Source organism: Comamonas sp. MYb21 (genome assembly GCF_037479395.1).
In the GTDB taxonomy this organism is placed as follows: Bacteria; Pseudomonadota; Gammaproteobacteria; order Burkholderiales; family Burkholderiaceae_C; genus Comamonas.
Window position 1 is genome coordinate 179505 of the sequence record NZ_JBBGZC010000008.1, and the last position, 16550, is coordinate 196054.

The 16550-nt window shown below is 64.9% G+C and carries 15 protein-coding genes; 5 read left to right on the forward strand and 10 right to left on the reverse strand.

Annotation, left to right across the window (positions count from 1 at the left end):
- Positions 1-16: 16 nt before the first annotated feature.
- From WH367_RS13560 to WH367_RS13600, 9 genes are all read right to left on the reverse strand, one after another.
- Positions 17-883 (reverse strand): heme ABC transporter ATP-binding protein, encoded by an 867-nt coding sequence (locus tag WH367_RS13560; protein ID WP_021026836.1) that lies wholly within the window; start codon positions 881-883, stop codon positions 17-19.
- Between the two features lie 12 nt (positions 884-895).
- Complete coding sequence (locus WH367_RS13565; RefSeq protein ID WP_445228113.1) at positions 896-2101, reverse strand: FecCD family ABC transporter permease; 1206 nt, start codon at positions 2099-2101, stop codon at positions 896-898.
- Positions 2098-3039 (reverse strand): heme/hemin ABC transporter substrate-binding protein, encoded by a 942-nt coding sequence (locus WH367_RS13570; RefSeq protein WP_339536527.1) that lies wholly within the window; start codon positions 3037-3039, stop codon positions 2098-2100. The genes WH367_RS13565 and WH367_RS13570 overlap by 4 nt, the downstream gene beginning before the upstream one ends.
- Before the next feature lie 10 nt (positions 3040-3049).
- The gene (locus tag WH367_RS13575) at positions 3050-4219 is read right to left on the reverse strand and encodes a hemin-degrading factor (protein WP_339536528.1); all 1170 of its coding nucleotides are present in this window, start codon (positions 4217-4219) and stop codon (positions 3050-3052) included.
- Between the two features lie 64 nt (positions 4220-4283).
- Positions 4284-6572 (reverse strand): TonB-dependent hemoglobin/transferrin/lactoferrin family receptor, encoded by a 2289-nt coding sequence (locus WH367_RS13580; protein WP_339536529.1) that lies wholly within the window; start codon positions 6570-6572, stop codon positions 4284-4286.
- A gap of 423 nt (positions 6573-6995) precedes the next feature.
- On the reverse strand, positions 6996-7784 hold the full coding sequence (locus tag WH367_RS13585; RefSeq protein ID WP_339536530.1) for a transporter substrate-binding domain-containing protein: 789 nt from the start codon (positions 7782-7784) through the stop codon (positions 6996-6998).
- Positions 7785-7947: 163 nt separating this feature from the next.
- The gene (locus tag WH367_RS13590; protein ID WP_339536531.1) at positions 7948-8496 is read right to left on the reverse strand and encodes a glycine zipper 2TM domain-containing protein; all 549 of its coding nucleotides are present in this window, start codon (positions 8494-8496) and stop codon (positions 7948-7950) included.
- Between the two features lie 81 nt (positions 8497-8577).
- Positions 8578-9027: a dUTP diphosphatase gene (dut, locus tag WH367_RS13595; RefSeq protein ID WP_339536532.1), complete on the reverse strand. Its 450-nt coding sequence runs from the start codon at positions 9025-9027 to the stop codon at positions 8578-8580.
- Between the two features lie 169 nt (positions 9028-9196).
- Positions 9197-9694: a hypothetical protein gene (locus WH367_RS13600; RefSeq protein WP_027010833.1), complete on the reverse strand. Its 498-nt coding sequence runs from the start codon at positions 9692-9694 to the stop codon at positions 9197-9199.
- A gap of 254 nt (positions 9695-9948) precedes the next feature.
- Between WH367_RS13600 and trxA the strand changes: the two genes are divergently transcribed.
- Positions 9949-10281, forward strand: a complete 333-nt coding sequence (gene trxA, locus WH367_RS13605) for a thioredoxin TrxA (protein ID WP_027010832.1) — start codon at positions 9949-9951, stop codon at positions 10279-10281.
- A 363-nt stretch (positions 10282-10644) separates the two neighbouring features.
- Positions 10645-11907 (forward strand): transcription termination factor Rho, encoded by a 1263-nt coding sequence (rho, locus tag WH367_RS13610; RefSeq protein WP_021026598.1) that lies wholly within the window; start codon positions 10645-10647, stop codon positions 11905-11907.
- Between the two features lie 55 nt (positions 11908-11962).
- Here the strand turns inward: rho and WH367_RS13615 are convergent, their stop codons facing one another.
- Positions 11963-12928, reverse strand: a complete 966-nt coding sequence (locus tag WH367_RS13615; RefSeq protein ID WP_339536533.1) for a helix-turn-helix transcriptional regulator — start codon at positions 12926-12928, stop codon at positions 11963-11965.
- A gap of 228 nt (positions 12929-13156) precedes the next feature.
- Here WH367_RS13615 and WH367_RS13620 point away from each other — a divergent pair, with 228 nt between their 5' ends.
- The 3 genes from WH367_RS13620 (at position 13157) to WH367_RS13630 (ending at position 16539) form a co-directional block, all read left to right on the forward strand.
- Positions 13157-14182: a methyltransferase gene (locus WH367_RS13620; RefSeq protein ID WP_339536534.1), complete on the forward strand. Its 1026-nt coding sequence runs from the start codon at positions 13157-13159 to the stop codon at positions 14180-14182.
- A gap of 203 nt (positions 14183-14385) precedes the next feature.
- Entirely contained in the window at positions 14386-14631 is a 246-nt protein-coding gene (locus tag WH367_RS13625) for a type B 50S ribosomal protein L31 (RefSeq protein WP_021026595.1), read from the forward strand.
- 195 nt (positions 14632-14826) lie between these two features.
- On the forward strand, positions 14827-16539 hold the full coding sequence (locus WH367_RS13630) for a hypothetical protein (RefSeq protein WP_339536535.1): 1713 nt from the start codon (positions 14827-14829) through the stop codon (positions 16537-16539).
- Positions 16540-16550 lie beyond the last annotated feature (11 nt).

The following is a 16550-nucleotide window of genomic DNA, read 5'->3' on the forward strand; positions in this document are numbered from 1 at the left end:
GCGGGCTGAGGCCCGCTTAAGTTTGCGCGAACAGATACTGGGCCGTGCCATCCGGCGCCTGGGTGGCAAAGCAGCCCACGCCCCAGACCTGGGCAATGGTCTCGGGTGTCAACACCTCATGTACGGTGCCATGCAGGCAGCCGCCACCATGCACCAGCAGCACATCGTCGGCATAGCGCAATGCCAGGTTCATGTCATGCACCACGGCAATCACACCCACCCCGGCAGACGGCCCCGCATGCGCCCAGTCGCGCAGCAAAGCCATGGTCTGGTGCTGCCAGGCCAGGTCCATCGCAGCGGTGGGCTCGTCAAGCAGCAGCCAGCGCGCGCCGCCGCAGGCTGCTGGCTCCCAGAGCTGGGCCAGCACCCGCGCCAGATGCGTGCGCGCCCGCTCCCCGCCTGACAAGCTGCGCACGCTGCGCTGGGCAAAGGCGCTGACCTGGGTCAGCGCCATCGCACGCTCCACAATGCCGGCCTCATCGGCGCTGGGCTGGAGCCGGTGCGTATAGCGCCCCAGCTCCACCACCTCCTGCACCGTAAAGTCAAAGGCCACGCCACCGTCCTGCATCATCATCGCGCGGCGCAGCGCCAGCTGCTCGGACGACCAGCGTGCCAGCGGCTGCCCATCAAAAAGCAGCTGACCACCATGGGGCTGCCACTGGCCCGTCATCGTGCTCAGCAGGCTGGATTTACCCGCGCCATTGGGCCCGACGATGGCGGTGACCCGGCCTGCCTCAATGCGGGTGTGCAGGCTCACCAGGGTATCGCCGCCGGGCACGCCGACGGCCAGGTGCTCCAGGCGCCAGCTGCTGACGGGCCCGCTGGATGCGGACTGCGGCGCAGGCCGCTTGGCAGCGCCCCAAGTTTTGAAGGGATTGAACATCTGCAGCCTCCCTCAGAGCTGGCGCCGGAACTGGCGCAGCATGGCCAAAAACAGCGGCACGCCGACCAGGGCGGTCAGCACGCCCAGCGGCAGCTCGGCCGGCGCCACCACCGTGCGCGCAAAGGCATCGGCAAACACCACCATCGCAGCGCCCAGCAAGGCCGATGCGGGCAGCACCACCCGGTGGTCCGGCCCGGCCAGCATGCGCACCCAGTGCGGGGCCACCAGACCGATAAAGCCAACCATGCCGCAGCCGGCCGTGATGCAACCCACGACCAGGGCGGCCAGCACCACGGCCAGGCGCTTGGTGCGCTCCACCCCCACGCCCATCAGGCTGGCCTGGGCCTCGCCCAAGGCAATGGCATTGAGGGGTTGGGCCAGGCGCTGGGCGATCAGCAGGGCCACGGCCACCACGGCGCAGGTCGCCATGGCCACCGGCCAGCGCGTGCTGCCCAGGCTGCCCATCAGCCACAGCTGCAGGTTGCGCAGCTGCTCATCGGTGGACAGAAAACTCAGGAGGCCCAGCCCAGCCATCGCCAGCGCATTGATGGCCACGCCCGCCAGCAGCATCACGCCAATGCGCGTGCCGCCCCCTGTTTGGGACAGGCCATAGATCAAAAACGTGGTACCCAGGCCGCCGCCAAACGCGGTCAGCATCAGCGGCCAACTGCCCAGGCTGCGCGGCAGCGCCGGAAACCACAGCGCGCCCATCACAATCAGCGCAGCCGCCGCCAAGGCCGCGCCGCTGCTGACCCCAATCAGGCCCGGGTCGGCCAGCGGATTGCGAAACAGCCCCTGCATCAGCGCCCCGGCCAGCCCCAGGCCCGCACCGGCTGCCAGGCCCAGGATGAGACGCGGCAGGCGGATGGTGGCAAACACCAGTTGCTCGGTGCTGGCGCCCGGGCTGGCAGCGCCCGCGCCCTGCCACCAGTGCAGCCAGGCGTTCCAGGTGATGCCCGGCAGGCGCGCCGCATCGATCGCAAACGCGCCCTGCCCGGCCGCAAACACAAAGGCCGCCAGCACCAGCAAGGCCATCAGGCCCAGGGTGCTGGATTTGCCCAGGCGCCGCTGCGCCGGGCGCCGACTGGGCTTGCGCGCGGCGCTGCCAGCCGCCCCCGCAGCGGGGGCTGGCGATGGCGCCACCGCATGCAAACCCGCTGCTGCCGGCTGGCTGTGCGGGGCGCCCGCGCTGATGCGCACACGCGCCGCTTCGCTCATGGCTGGATGGCCTGCAAGCCCTGGTGCAGCGCCTGCACGGCCTGCGGCAAGCGCGGGCCATAGCCCAGCAGCTGGCTTGCCTCCAGCGCCACCATGGTCTTGTTCTTGAACGCAGGGGTCAGCGCCAGCTCGGGCCGGGCCCAGAACTTCTCCGCACCGCCCACCGCCTCCAGGCCCTGCGTCGTGGTCACGATCACCTGCGGCGCCGCCTGCGCCATGGCCTCGGCCGTCAGCGGCCGGTAGCCTTGGAAACCCTGCATCACATTGGTGGCACCGCCCAGGCGCAGCAGCGCATCGGCCGCCGTGGCCTGGCCTGCGACCTGGGGCGAGCCGCTGTGCGACAGCACAAACAGCGCACGCGGCGCGCGCCCGGCAGCCACACTGGCACGCACCTGGGCCTGGGTCTGGTCCCAGTCGGCCTGCAAGCGCTGCGCCAGCTGCTCGGCCTGGGCTTGCTTGCCGGTGGCCTGGCCCACCAGACGGATCTTGCGCAGCACCTCGTCCCAGCTGTGGTCGGACTGCACCAGGGCCACGGTCACGCCGGCCTGCGCAATCTGCTGCAGCACCACCGGCGGGCCGGCCTCGGTCGTGCCGATCACTGTATCGGGCTTGAGTGAGAGCACGCCCTCGGCCGCCAACTGGCGCACATAGCCCACCTTGGGCGTCTTGTCGGCCGCCTCCGGGTAGTTGCTGGTGGTGTCGCTGCCCACCAGCAGCGGCTCGGCGCCCAGCAGGTAGATGATTTCGGTGAGCGCACCACTCAAACTGACCAGCCGCTTGGCCGCCACCTGGGGCTGCACGCCGACAAAGGGCTGCAGCACCGATTTGGCACCGGCATCCACCGGCCGGGCGGGCTGCGCCCACAGCGGGCCCGCGATGGCTGCAGCGGCAGCGCCAGCCGCCCAGGCCAGGCAATCACGGCGATTCAATAAAGCCATCTTGCCCTCCTCAAGCGCTGACCGGCTCGGCGTTCAGGCGCGGCAGGCCGGTTGCCAGCGCGCGCCAGCCCGCCAGCTCCGGCTTGCCGGGCTTGCGCGCGCCAAAGAACATGGCCATCAGGTCGCCATAGGCGTCGAACAGCTCGACCGAGGTGACGGTGCCATCGCTGGTTGGCTTTTCCACCAGCCAGGCATGGGCGATCAGATCGGTGCGCAGATGCAGGTTGAAGCCCTGGTCCAGCACATTGATCCATTCGGCATTGGGGCTGCTCATCGGCTCGATGCGCTGCACCGGGCCGCTGTGGATCTGGATGCAGCCGCCGCTGCTGACAAACACCATGATCGGCGTGGCCGAGAAGCTGGCCTCGTTGAGCAAGGCGGTCACGCTGTCTTTGGCCAGGGGCCAGGCAAACTGGCCCTGCACCAGGCGGAAGGACTGCTGGCGCTCGGCGCCAGCTTTTTTGATGATGCTGAAGAATTCATGCGTGTCCTTCATGCCGGCCCAGGCGGCTTGCAGGGCGGGCACATCGACGCTGCTGTCGGCAGGGACGCTCACGGGCTTGCGCGCCTCTGGCGCATCAAAGCCGGGCACGCTGGCGCCAGCAGCCACCGCAAAGCGCTCGACCAGCGCCTGCCAGGCTTGCAGATCGCTGGCATCGCGGGCATAGACCTTGTGCACTGCCCGGCCTGCGCGGTTGTAGAACTGCAGGCTGCGCAGCACCGTGCTGCCGCCATGGGCGGAGGTCTCGGTCACCGCAAAGCCGGCATGCCAGCTGGCAAAAAACAGGCGCAGGTCAATGTCCTCATTCAGCGCAATGCCCACCTGGGCCCCCAGCTCACCGCCGGCGCTGAGGTTGGCGTAGACGCCGGTCTTCTCATGCACGGTGCTGGCATTGCGGGTCAAGGCCATCACCGGGCCGCAGGCTTCCAGCGCCTTGAGCACCTCTACCCAAGCGCCCTCGGGTGCTGCCAGTACCCGCACCTGCAAGCTGCTGCCCTCCGGCTGCCACTGCTGGGCATGGGCGGCAATCGCCTCGCCTTCGCTGGTGCCGGCAGCTTCGGCCGCTTCCTTGGCGCGCAGGCCCTTGGCACGTTCTGCGGCAAAGGCCTGGCGGATGTCTGCGGCACGGGCCGCGCTCAAGGCGGCTGGCGCAGCGGCGGGAGAAAGAGACGGATTCATGGGGGGACTCCTTATGGAAAAACCGGCAGCGTGCAGACCGTTCACGCTGCCCACAGAGGCAGATTTAGAACTCGGCGACCAGGCTGACCTTGGCCGAGCGGCCCGGCTGGGTGTAGCTATCGATAACGCCTGAGCTGGACGCGAGACCACGCACATCGGACCAGCGCCAGTACTTCTTGTCGGTCAGGTTGTAGATACCCACGTTCAAGCGCAGGTCCTTGCGAATGCGCCATTGCGCTGTCAGGTCCACCAAGGTGGCAGATGGGTTCAGGAACTGGGTGCCACCGCTAGGGTTGGTCGTGTCCTTGGCCTTTTTGCCCTGGGTGTAGTTCAGACCCAGCTGCGCTGTCCAGACGGCGGCCTCGGCACGCAGGCCCACGGTAAAGCGCTGCGGATCGATGGACGACAGCGGCTCGGAGCTGGTACGGTCACGGCCCTGGGTGCGGCCCCAGGAAAACGGTGTGCTCCAGCCGATGCCGGCATAGCGCCCCCAATCGGCATCGCCCTTGACTTCAAAGCCACTGATGTTGACTTTGCCTCGGTTGACCGACTGGAACACCAGTGGATCAGCAGCGGTACCCACACCGCCCACCTGCACCAGGTCGTCGATAAAGTCCTTGTAGCGGCCGGTGAATGCCGCCACATCCAGCGCCACATTGCCCAGCCGCCCACGCACACCCAGCTCCAGGTTCTGACTGGTTTCCGGTTTCAGGTCGGGGTTGGGGATGGTCTTGTAATTGGCCACCGGGTTTTCAAAGAAGGCATTGACCTGGCCGGCGTTGGGCGCGCGGAAGCCCTTGGCGTAGTTGCCGAAAACACTCCACGCCGGATCGACCCGGTACATCACACCCAGCTTGGGCGAGGTGGCATTGCCCGACAGCGACACCGCATTGGCGCCAAAGCCGGCCTGGTCGGCCTTGATGCTGAAATGGTCGTAGCGCAGGCCGGGCGTGAAGGTCCAGTTGCCCAGCACCAGCTCATCTTGCGCATAGAGGGCCCAGCTCGATTCGGTGGTATCGGGAAAGCGCTTGAGCGGGAAGGTCTCGCCCACCGGCGGCGTGATACCCGTCTGCAGGTTCTCGACATCGCTGCGCACATAGTCGATGCCGTAGGTGATCTTCTGCGCCAGGCCCGCATCGCCGCGCAGCAGCTTGCTGGCCTGCACATTGGCCTGCCAGGTCTTTTCCTGGTAGGTCACATCGCGCGTGCGGTCGGCCGCCGTCAGGCGGTCTTCGTAGATGAACTCGCGCGAATCTGCATTCTGGTAGCTCAGGCTGGCCTTGATGTCATCCCACGCGGGCGTGCTCAGGTTGCGCCACTCGCCCGCCCAGCTGCCGCGCGTGCGCTTCATGTCGGTCGACGATCCGGAATCGATGACGGCCGTAGCGGCGGTGACCGGCGGCGCCGTGCGTGCGGTGTAGAGCTGGTAGTCGGCCTTCTTGTCGACATGCTCGACGGTGAAGGTGTGCTTCTGGTCTGCATTGGGGCGCACGATCACCTTGCCCAGCACCGAGGCATCCTTGTCGCGCTGCGGATTCGGTGTGGTACGGCGCGTATCGAGCGTGTCGATATCGCCCATGTTCTTGAGCTCGCGGCTGCGGCCCAGGTTCACACCCAGCAGCCATTCCACCGTCTCATTGGGCTTGCCAGCCAGGGTCAGGCCCAGGTTCTTGCCGGTGTTCTCGCTGTCATAGCCTACGCTGGCACGGCCGCCAAAGGTCTGGCCGTCCTTGAGCAGGTTGCGGGGATCATTGGTGATGAAGTTGACCAAGCCTGCCATGCCGTCGGATCCATAGAGCGCCGAGGTGGCCCCCCGCACCACTTCCACCCGCTGGACCATGCCGACATCGAGGTAGTCACGACCAAAGGCATTGGCGCTGAACACATAGCTGCGCGGCAGGCGGATGCCATCGACCAGCATCAGCACGCGGTTGCCGTCCAAGCCCCGGATATTGAAGCCAGCGTTCTGGTCGCGGCCGGTGGGGCTGGACGCCAGGGTGAAGCGCGCCGGTGCGCGCTTGACCGAGACATTGGGCATGTCGCGGGCAATATCGCGGATATCGCGCATCTGCTGCGCTTCCATCTGCCGGGCATTGATGACGTCAATGCTCATCGGCAGCTCATCGGGGTCCTGCTCGTAGCGCGAGCCACTGACCACCATTTCCTTGAGCAAGGGCGCATCGGCCGCAGCCACCTGCACGGCGCCAGTCGCCTGACCGGAGCTGGCCGCTGCAGGGCTTTGGGCCTGTGCTGCCTGGGCCACACACAGCAGTGCAGCCAGTGCCAGGGGTTGCAAGGCCAACGGCTGGCGCGCGGCACTGGAGGGGCGCGACACAGGGAGGGACGAAGACACGCGATGCGTGTCACAAGGGGGATGAGCAGCCACGGGCCGAGCTTTCAGACAACAGGGTTGAACAAAGAAGCTGGCAATGACGGCCCGCTGCAAGGCAGGGGCGGCAGCACGGCTGGCGTGCGGGTCACAGGCTGGCGATGTAACAATTATATGAGAATAGTTCTTATTTATCGAGGCAATAGCCCTGCAAAGACTGGGTGCTGCTGCGAAATAGCGACAGTTGCAGCGGAATGCGCAAGATCTGCGCTTGCTCGAGCCGTCATCGGCAACCCCCGCGAAGCTTTTGCAGCCAGCGCGCACCAACAAAAAACCGCCTGGTCTGCAACGCCTGCACCGGTGGAGCACCCCCTGGGCGCCCTGTACCTTGGCAACGGCATGCAGACCAGGCGGCTTACGCGCTGGCCTTGCTGGCGACCTAACGGCTTATTTCAGCCATTTCTGCGCCTCTTGCTGCAACACGCCGCGCAGCGCCAGCACATCCCAGGTGAACTGCATCACGCGCTGGTAGTCGGCATCGTCCACCGGCAGCATAAAGCCCAGTTGGTTGACGGGGGTCAGCGGCTTGTCCAGGTAGGCGGCGTAGAGGCGCGGGTCGGCCTTGCTGTAGTGCAGCGCCTCATAGGTCTCGGTGATCATCGCATCGCCCTTGCCGTCGGCGATCAGGCCCGGAATCTCGGCATTCTTGTCATGCGTGCTGACCTGGGCGTTCTTCAGGTTCTGCAGCACATAGGCCTCGTTGGTGCCGCCGGGGTTCTTGATCACGCGCACGCTGGCCTGGTTCAGGCTTTCGGGCGTGGTGAACTTGTCCTTGTCGGCCGCACGCACCAGGGCTACCTTGCCAAACGGCGCGTAGCCCGGCAGCATCTGCACCTTGCTCAGGCGCGCCACATTGCGCGTGATGCCGCCCACGGCCACATCGAACTTGTTGTCCTGCAGGTCCTGCATCAGCTTGGGCCAGGTGGTGTCCACATACTCGACCTTGACCCCCAGTTCCTTGGCCATGGCCTCGACCACCTCGATATCGTGGCCGGCGTATTTGCCATCGGCCTTCATCGCAAAGGGGCGGTAGTCGCCCGGGGTGCCCACGCGCAGCACCTTGGCCTGCATGATGGCATCGAGCCGGGGGCCCGCCTGGGCCGGCAGAGACAGCGCTGCAAGCGCCGTCGCGCTGAGGGCCATGGCGGCGAGGGTGTTGGTTTTCTTCTGGAACATGGTGGCACCTTGGTGTGGTCGACAATCGGGAGGGAAGATCACGCAAAAAAAGCGTGCACACCGTTGCGGTGTACACGCTTTTTGAGACACGCGGCGCCATTGTGTCCCAGCGCCAGCCGCCTGCCCATCGGGGTTCACCCAAGCCTGGCAGGCGCTGTGCCGATCAATAACGCGAGATCTGGCCCTGGTTGATCTGCACGCGGTCGCCCGGGCGCAGATCGCCGGGGTTGGGCACATCAAAAATGCGCTGGCCGCCGTTTTGCAGGTTGATATGGATGCGGTAGCCGCTGACGGTGCTGCGGCCGCTACCCGACGACTGCTCCAGCGCATTGCCGGCCGCTGCGCCACCGGCCACACCGGCTGCAGTGGCGGCCATGCGGCCAAAGCCGCCGCCGACCTGGTTGCCCAGCACGCCGCCGACCACGGCACCCAAGATGGCGCCTACGCCGGAGGTGCTGCGCGACTGCGAGCGCAGCTCTTCAATATTGCCCACGGTGCCGTATTCCATACCGTAAGGCGCTTGCTGCTGCGGATAGCCGCCCTGCTGCGGGTAGCTGCCCTGTTGCTGGGGCGCCGGGCCTTGCGGGTAGCGGTTGTCATAACGGGGAGGTGCCTGCACACAGGCCGCCAGTAGCGAGGCGGCCGCCAGGGCCAGGCCCAGCTTGCCTGCACGTTGCAGCAGGCTGCGCGAGCTTGGATTTTTTTGAGACATTGCGCTCTCCTTTCAGATCACAAAAATGACGAGGGGGTCAGGGCCACCGAGGGCCCGCCAGGTTCAGTAGCTTGCGGTGGCTTACTTGGTGCCGGTGGAGCCATAGCCCCCGGCGCCGCGTTCGGACACATCGCCAAAATCTTCGACCACCTGAAAGCTTGCCTGCACCACCGGCACGATCACCATCTGCGCGAGGCGCTCCATCGGCTGCAGCACAAAGGACTGGCTGCTGCGGTTCCAGGCGCTGACCATCAGCTGGCCTTGGTAGTCGCTGTCGATCAGGCCGACCAGGTTGCCCAGCACGATGCCGTGCTTGTGGCCCAGGCCCGAGCGCGGCAGGATCATCGCGGCATAGCCAGGGTCGCGCAAATGGATGGCCAGGCCGGTGGGCACCAGCTGCCAGGCATTGGGCTCCAGGGTCAAAGGGGCATCGAGGCAGGCACGCAAATCCAGGCCGGCGCTACCAGGGGTGGCGTACTGGGGCAGCTGCTCTTGCATGCGGGGGTCGAGAATCTTCAGGTCAACAATCATGGTGGTGGTTCAGCTATCAATGCAGCGAAGGCTAGCATATACACAACGCCCGCCAGCGCAGTTGGTGCACCGGCCTACAGGCATTTACCGTATGCATACAAATGCAAGGAACTGCACCTCCCCCACCCTGCCCCCTGCGGCATCCGGTGGGGCCGTGTTCTGTGGCCGCCTAGTTCTTTTGCGACCAGCCCTTTTTGAAGGCCGCAATCAGCATCACGATGCCCAGTGGCGGAAACATGATGCCCAGGATCGCGGCGATCAGCACCCCGATGAGCTTGAAGCCGCTGAACGGCTTCTTGCTGGCTGTACTGCCACTGCCGGCAGAGGTAAAAATCGATGTGGTGGCTGCGCCTGAACTGCTGCGCGTTGTAGTGGTCAGCGTCTGCGCCGCGCCCTGGCGCCTGTCCTTGCGCACCTGGTCCATCTGGCGGATGCGGTCGAGCAGCTCCTGGGCCTGGTCGGCGATCGGGTTGCTGCTCGCCTGGCCGGATGGAGCCGATGGCGCCTGGCCATGGCCTGGCCGCGCCGGGCGCTGCATGCTGCCCGTGGTATGGGCGGCACCGGGGTTCTGCCGGGCGATGAGCTGGTCCACATAGCGCACAAAGTCGCCGTGCGGTGGTGTGTCATAGACAGACGCGCTGTCCCTGTTCAGCAGTGCCAATGGCATCTCCTCTTGCCGCCGTCGCTTGCAAGCGGTAGCAGCGATTGATAGTTTCAAACTCCGGCATAGCAAAGCTGCATGCCCGGACCCTCTTGTCCCTCTGAGAGCGCATTGTGCTTGACATCCTGCGCCCCTACAACGCGTCAGATGCAGCGCGCGCTGCCTGCACCCGGCCTTGCTTTCTGTCACAATGGCCTCAACTTTTGTCCATGGCGCAACCCCTGGCGCCAAAAAACCCAAAATTTAACGAGGAACCTGCCATGTCGGAATCCCTGATCAAGCACACCAACGAAGCCAGCTTTGAAGGCGATGTTCTGCAACCCAACACCAATGTTCTGGTGGACTTCTGGGCCGAATGGTGCGGCCCTTGCAAGCAGATCGCTCCGGTGCTGGAAGAAGTGTCGGTCAGCTACAAGGACAAGCTGCAGATCGCCAAGGTCAATGTCGATGAAAACCGCGCCATCTCGGCCAAGTTCGGCATCCGTGGCATCCCCACCTTGATGCTGTTCAAGAACGGCGAACTGGCCGCCACCAAGGTGGGCGCGCTGAACAAGGCCCAACTGACGGCCTTCCTGGACGAGCAACTGGCCTAAATCCAGCCCCTGGATGCGCGGCCCGCGCGTCTGCATCCCGGTATGGCTGGCCCAATCTGGCGGCCATCGCCAACAAAGCACGGTTTCTGCCGTGCTTTTTGCATTTTTCAAGCATTTGATTTTTCTGTATTTTTATAAAAAAATCAAAAAACCTAGCCGCTCACTGTCCCGCCTGATACATATAGTTGATAATTCAGGCAGGATGTTCCTGCAGCAACCTGTCTATAATCGACATTTAGATCACCGATCGTATTCCGACCAAGAATAGATCAAGCATGGTCTCCGGCTTCGCGGTCTCCCGCTTATTGCACCGGCTCTGCATTCCCCCTACCTCTAACAGTTACTCCGTTCTGGAGTCTATCCATGCACTTAAATGAGCTCAAGGCACTGCATGTGTCTGAAGTCCTCAAGCTGGCAGAAGAGCTTGAAATTGAAAATACTGGTCGCATGCGCAAACAGGAGTTGATGTTTGCGATCATCAAGAAGCGGGCCAAGGCCGGTGAACAGGTTTTTGCCGATGGCGTTCTCGAAATCCTGCCCGACGGATTTGGCTTCCTGCGCAGCCTCGACACGAGCTTCACGGCCAGCACCGACGACATCTACATCTCCCCCAGCCAGGTGCGCCGCTTCAACCTGCACACCGGCGACATGATTGAAGGCGAAGTGCGCACGCCCAAAGATGGCGAGCGCTACTTTGCACTGACCAAGCTCGACAAGGTCAATGGTCTGCCACCCGAGCAGAACAAGCACAAGATGATGTTCGAGAACCTGACGCCGCTGTTCCCCAAGGAACAGATGCGTCTGGAGCGCGACATCAAGGCCGAGGAAAACATCACCGGCCGCCTGATCGACATCATCGCGCCGATTGGCCGTGGCCAGCGCGCACTGATCGTCGCCGCCCCCAAGAGCGGCAAGACGATGATGATGCAAAGCATTGCACACGCCATCACCGCCAACTACCCCGATGTGCACATGATGGTGCTGCTGATCGACGAGCGTCCGGAAGAAGTGACGGAAATGCAGCGCTCGGTCAAGGGTGAGATCATTGCATCGACCTTTGACGAGCCCGCAGCCCGCCACGTGCACGTGGCCGAGATGGTCATCGAGCGCGCCAAGCGCCTGGTGGAAATGGGCCAGGACGTCGTCATCATGCTCGACTCCATCACCCGTCTGGCCCGCGCCTACAACAATGTGGTGCCCTCGTCAGGCAAGGTGCTCTCCGGCGGTGTGGACGCCAATGCGCTGCAGCGCCCCAAGCGCTTCTTTGGCGCGGCCCGCAATGTCGAAGAAGGCGGCTCGCTCACCATCATCGCCACCGCCCTGGTCGACACCGGCAGCCGCATGGACGAAGTGATCTTTGAAGAATTCAAGGGCACTGGCAACAGCGAGCTGCACCTGAGCCGCCGCCTGTACGAAAAGCGCGTCTTCCCGGCCATCGAGCTCAACAAGAGCGGCACGCGCCGCGAAGAGATGCTGCTCGCTCCCGAGATCCTGCAAAAGACCCGCATCCTGCGCCAGTTCATGTACAACATGGACGAGATCGAGTCCATGGAGCTGATGATCAAGAACATGAAACAGACCAAGAGCAATGTCGAGTTCTTCGACATGATGCGCCGCGGCGGCTAAACCCCGCCCTGCGCCCACCGGCCTGCCAACCCTCCGCTCAACACGGAGGGTTTTTTCATGCCCGCGTGCGCCAGCGCTCTCCCGCCACCGTTTTGGGCGACCGGCCAAAGTGGCGCTCAAAGGCGCTGCTGAAGCTCGAGACATGCTGGTAGCCCACCTGGTAGGCCACCGCCGAGACACGCTGGCCGCTGTCCAGCAATGCCCAGGCGCGCTCCATGCGGATGCGGGTCAGCATGCGGTGGGGGCTGGTGCCCAAGAGCTGGCGAAAGCCGGTTTTCAGCGCAAAGGCGTTGGTGCCCACCGCTGCGCACAGGTAGGCCACCGTCAAGGGCTGGGCATAGTCGCGCAGCAGGATGTCGCGCGCCTGGAGAATCTTGTCCTGGTCTGCTGGGCGCAAAGGGGGCGATGCGCTGAGCGCGGGGCACAGCTGGCGGGTCTGCTCGGACAGCAGACTGAGCGCGGCGATCTGCATGCCCAGCAGCGCACCTCGCTCATCCCGCCCCTCTTGCGCATGCCTTGGCAGCAAGGCCGCAGCCCATTGCGCGGTGCTCGCACCATAGGCGCCAAAATGCAGCGCGCGCGCCGATTGGTCAAAGCGCACACCCTCCAGCAGATCGGCCAGTCCATAGCGCTGCAGCAAGGCCTCATCGGCCACCAGCCGCAGCTGACACACCGCCTGCCCGGCCGGAAAGCAGCGCTCGCCGCGCACGGAGGCAAAGGCCGCCAAGGTGCTGTGGCCGGCGACAAAATCAAAACGCTGGCCATCCACACCGGTGGTGCTGGACCGCCCTTGCAGCGCCACGGTCAAGGTCAGGCAGCGGCTCTCACGCTCCAGCAGGCTGGCTTCCAGCAAGTGCCGGTTGGGCTGGTAATCCATATAGACCAGCGCCAGGCCTGGCTCGATCTGCAGCCGGTCGGTGGCGCAATGGCCCAGCTGCGTGGGCAGGCTGGAGCGCCACCAGGCCGATGGCCCCAGGCGCTGGGGCGCGCTCGCATCTGCGCTGTTGATTCGGTAGACCAAGACTGCCTCTCTGGCCGCAGCAGGCGGCAGCATCGCGAATGACTCCGCCCTGCCAAAGCAATGCTCCGTTTTGCCTAAATTTCAAATGATACCTATTTGCATTTGAAATTTATAGTGAAGGCTCTGTATCCACCCCCTAAGCACCCGGACCGCAACCATGGCACACCTCCTCTTATCGACAGGCAATCCTCCTCCGTTTCACTGCACAGCGGGGGCTTGACCATGCGCATGGATTTTCAGACCGAGCATCCGCTGCAGCCACTGTGGCGCCTGGCTGCGATTCCACTGCAAAGCCAGGCGCTGGAGCAAGCGCTGGCGCAGCGGCTGTTTGACCAGCTGCGCGAGCCCGCCAGCGCCCAGGCGGTGGCAGAACGCCTGGGGCTGCATGCAGGGGCCTGTGCCGTCTGGCTGGAGCTGCTGTGGAGCATGGACCTGCTTGACCGCCAGCGTGCAAACCATGCGCAAGGCGATGATCTGTTTGCCAGCTCGGCGCTGGCCCAGCGCTATTTTCTGACGGGCGCAGCCGACTACTGCGCGCAGGCCTGGCAGTACCGGCAACAGGCCTTGTCCGGCCTGGCCAGCCAATGGCCGCAGTGGCTGGCAAAAGGCAGCGTGGCCATGACCGCGCCGCCCGGCAGCTGGGCCCAGGCGGCCCGCGTGCAAATCGGGCAAGAGCAGCGCGCGATCACCGTGCCAGCGATGGCGCATCTGCTGGCGCAACTGGGCCCCCTGCCCGCCACGGGGCGCTTGCTCGATCTGGGCGGAGGCCCCGGCCATATCGGCATGGCGCTGGCCCAGCAGCTACCCCATTGGCAGGGGCTGGTCTGCGATGAACCAGCCACCGCCGCCGTGGCCGCCGAGAACATTGCCAAGGCCGGACTGCAGGGGCGCATGGCTGCGCAAGGCTGCGATGTGCAGCAGCAGGACTACGGCCAGGGCTATGACCTGATCTGGTGTTCTTCCGTGCTGCACTTTCTGCCGGACCCAGCCCAGGCCGTGCACGGCATGTGGCAGGCCTTGAAGCCCGGCGGTCTGCTGCTGCTGGCCCATGCCGAGCGGCCCGATGACCCGGCGATAGCCGCCTGCGTCTGGCCGTTTTACGCCGGCCTGGTGCTGCGCGGCCATTACCTGCCGCGCCCGGGCGATATCGCCCAGCACATGGCAGCAGCTGGCTTTGGCCAGATCCGCGCGCTGGGGCGGCTGGATTTTCCAATGGCGCCCGCCTGGCTGCATGCGGGGCGCAAGCCGGTTTAAAACTCGCTAAATCAAAGCCTTGCAATGCTTTAGCCTCAGCCCGCTAAGGCCATCAGCTGACTGAAACCAGAGGTTTTGCAGATAAGAAAGCCATCCTGTGCAATAATGGAGGGCTTTTATTGCGGAAAGTACGCCCAGTTTACTGGGATGCAAAGGTTGCATCCGGCTTGGCACGGCTCCCGCACTTGACCTAAGGAAGAATCATGAAAGAAGGCATTCACCCAGACTACCGCGAAGTGTTGTTCGTGGACCTGTCCAACGGCTTCAAGTTTGTGACCCGCTCCTGCGTGAACACCAAGGAAACCGAAACCTTCGAAGGCAAGGAATACCCGCTGTTCAAGCTGGATACCTCGTCTGAGTCGCACCCTTTCTACACCGGCACCCAAAAGTCGGTGGACAACATGGGCGGCCGTGTGGAGCGTTTCCGCAACCGTTTCGGCAAGAAGTAATTTGCTTTTGGCAAAAGGGCTTCGGGCTGCAAGGCCTGGCGCCCTTTTTGTCTTGGCAACCCAAAGGCAGTGCGACACCGTACTGCCTTTTTTCATTGACCCGCCTGGTGGACGCGCAGACAATGCGCGGTTCTCCTACATTTCTGGTGCAGGGCCTGATAAGCTGCTGAGCCTTGCTCCCTCTGGTAAGCCTGTGTGAATTTTCCAACCCCAGCCATCGTCTCCCAAGCCGCTGTACGCCCTCTGCCGCGTGCGCTTTTGCTGCTGCTGTGCCTGGCCTATGTGGTGCCCGGCTTTATCGCCCGCGCGCCCTGGAAGACCTTGGACATCACCAGCTATGGCTACGCGCTGGCGCTGGCAGAAGGCCGGACTCCGTGGCTGGCGCCGGAGATCCTGGGCCTGAGCCCGGACACCGAGGGCCTGATTCCCTACTGGCTGGGCGCCTGGGCGATCCAGGCTTTTGGCGACTTCATCTCGCCCGAGCTGGCCAGCCGCCTGCCGTTTGCCGCCCTGCTGTGGCTGGCCTTGATGGCCACCTGGTATGCCGTGTACTACCTGGCGCGCAGCCCGGGCGCCGGCCCCGTCGCCTTTGCCTTTGGCGGCGAAGCCAACGAGATCGACTATGCGCGCGCGATGGCCGATGGCGGCCTGCTTGCGCTGATTGCCTGCCTGGGCCTGGCCCAGCCCTCGCACGAGGCCAGCAGCTATGTGGTGCAGCTGTCGGGCGTGTGCTTTGTGTTCTATGCGGCCGCCTGTATTCCCATCCGCTTTGGCACGCCGCTGTGCATAGGCGCGGTAGGCTTGGTGATGCTGGCGCTGAGCGGCGCGCCCACCTATGCGGTCTGCCTCGGTCTGGGCGTGGCCCTGATCCTGGCGCTTACCCCCGTCGATGCCAAGCTGCGCGCGCGCAGCCTGCAGGCGGCTGGTGCCTTTGCCATCCTGGGCGTGGCCGCCTTGCTGCTGGCTGTCTACCTGCACCAGTGGCAATGGCGCATCCTGCCGGCCGAGCACTTCCGCCAGCTGCGCCCGCTGTTTGAGCTGGTGGTCTGGTATGTGTGGCCGGCCTGGCCGCTGGCGCTGTGGTCGCTGTGGATCTGGCGCCGCCAGGTAGCCGACTGGCGCTTTGTGCACCGCCATTTGTGGCTGCCCATCCTGCTGGGCGCCCTGGCGCTGGTCAACACCGTCATCACCACCCCGTCTGACCGTGCGCTGCTGCTGGGCCTGCCCGCATTTGCCGCGCTGGCCGCCTTTGCGCTGCCCACCTTCCGCCGCGCGATGGCGGCGCTGATCGACTGGTTCACCCTGCTGTTTTTCAGCGCAGCGGCCATCACCATCTGGGTGATCTGGCTGGCGGTCTACACCGGCACGCCGGCCAAGCCGGCCGCCAATGTGGCCCGTATCGCGCCTGATTTTGTCGCGCAGTTTTCGCTGCCGCAGTTTGTCATTGCCGCACTGGCCACCCTGGCCTGGTGCGCGCTGGCCTTTTGGCGCGCACGCCGCAACCGGCCCGAGATCTGGCGCAGCCTGGTGCTGCCAGCGGGCGGCACCGTGCTCAGCTGGATCTTGCTGATGAGCATCTGGATGCCGATGCTGGACTATGGCCGCAGCTACACCGCCCAGGTGCAGGCGCTGGCCAAGGTGCTGCCCGCCCCCGCCTCGGCCGGCTGCGTGGCCGCCTGGGGCCTGAGCCGCTCGCAGATTGTGGCCATGCAGGCCCAGGGCGGCTGGCAGCTCAAGACCTTGACCGACCCGACCAGCGCATCCTGCAACTGGCTGGCCATGCCGCTCGAATCGCAGCGCACCCCGAGCAACGAGGTGCTGGGCCCTGAGTGGAAGCGCCTGGCGGCCGTGGCCCGCCCGACCGACAAGAACGCGGAGATCGTCATCTACCGTCGTCAACCGGGTTGAAGGCGCGTATG

Excerpts from the sequence above, each read along its gene's own strand:
- WH367_RS13560 (WP_021026836.1), bottom strand. The coding sequence starts at position 883 with ATGTTCAATCCCTTCAAAACTTGGGGCGCTGCCAAGCGGCCTGCGCCG.
- WH367_RS13565 (WP_445228113.1), bottom strand. The coding sequence starts at position 2,101 with ATGAGCGAAGCGGCGCGTGTGCGCATCAGCGCGGGCGCCCCGCACAGC.
- WH367_RS13570 (WP_339536527.1), bottom strand. The coding sequence starts at position 3,039 with ATGGCTTTATTGAATCGCCGTGATTGCCTGGCCTGGGCGGCTGGCGCT.
- WH367_RS13575 (WP_339536528.1), bottom strand. The coding sequence starts at position 4,219 with ATGAATCCGTCTCTTTCTCCCGCCGCTGCGCCAGCCGCCTTGAGCGCG.
- WH367_RS13585 (WP_339536530.1), bottom strand. The coding sequence starts at position 7,784 with ATGTTCCAGAAGAAAACCAACACCCTCGCCGCCATGGCCCTCAGCGCG.
- WH367_RS13590 (WP_339536531.1), bottom strand. The coding sequence starts at position 8,496 with ATGTCTCAAAAAAATCCAAGCTCGCGCAGCCTGCTGCAACGTGCAGGC.
- dut (WP_339536532.1), bottom strand. The coding sequence starts at position 9,027 with ATGATTGTTGACCTGAAGATTCTCGACCCCCGCATGCAAGAGCAGCTG.
- WH367_RS13600 (WP_027010833.1), bottom strand. The coding sequence starts at position 9,694 with ATGCCATTGGCACTGCTGAACAGGGACAGCGCGTCTGTCTATGACACA.
- trxA (WP_027010832.1), top strand. The coding sequence starts at position 9,949 with ATGTCGGAATCCCTGATCAAGCACACCAACGAAGCCAGCTTTGAAGGC.
- rho (WP_021026598.1), top strand. The coding sequence starts at position 10,645 with ATGCACTTAAATGAGCTCAAGGCACTGCATGTGTCTGAAGTCCTCAAG.
- WH367_RS13620 (WP_339536534.1), top strand. The coding sequence starts at position 13,157 with ATGGATTTTCAGACCGAGCATCCGCTGCAGCCACTGTGGCGCCTGGCT.
- WH367_RS13625 (WP_021026595.1), top strand. The coding sequence starts at position 14,386 with ATGAAAGAAGGCATTCACCCAGACTACCGCGAAGTGTTGTTCGTGGAC.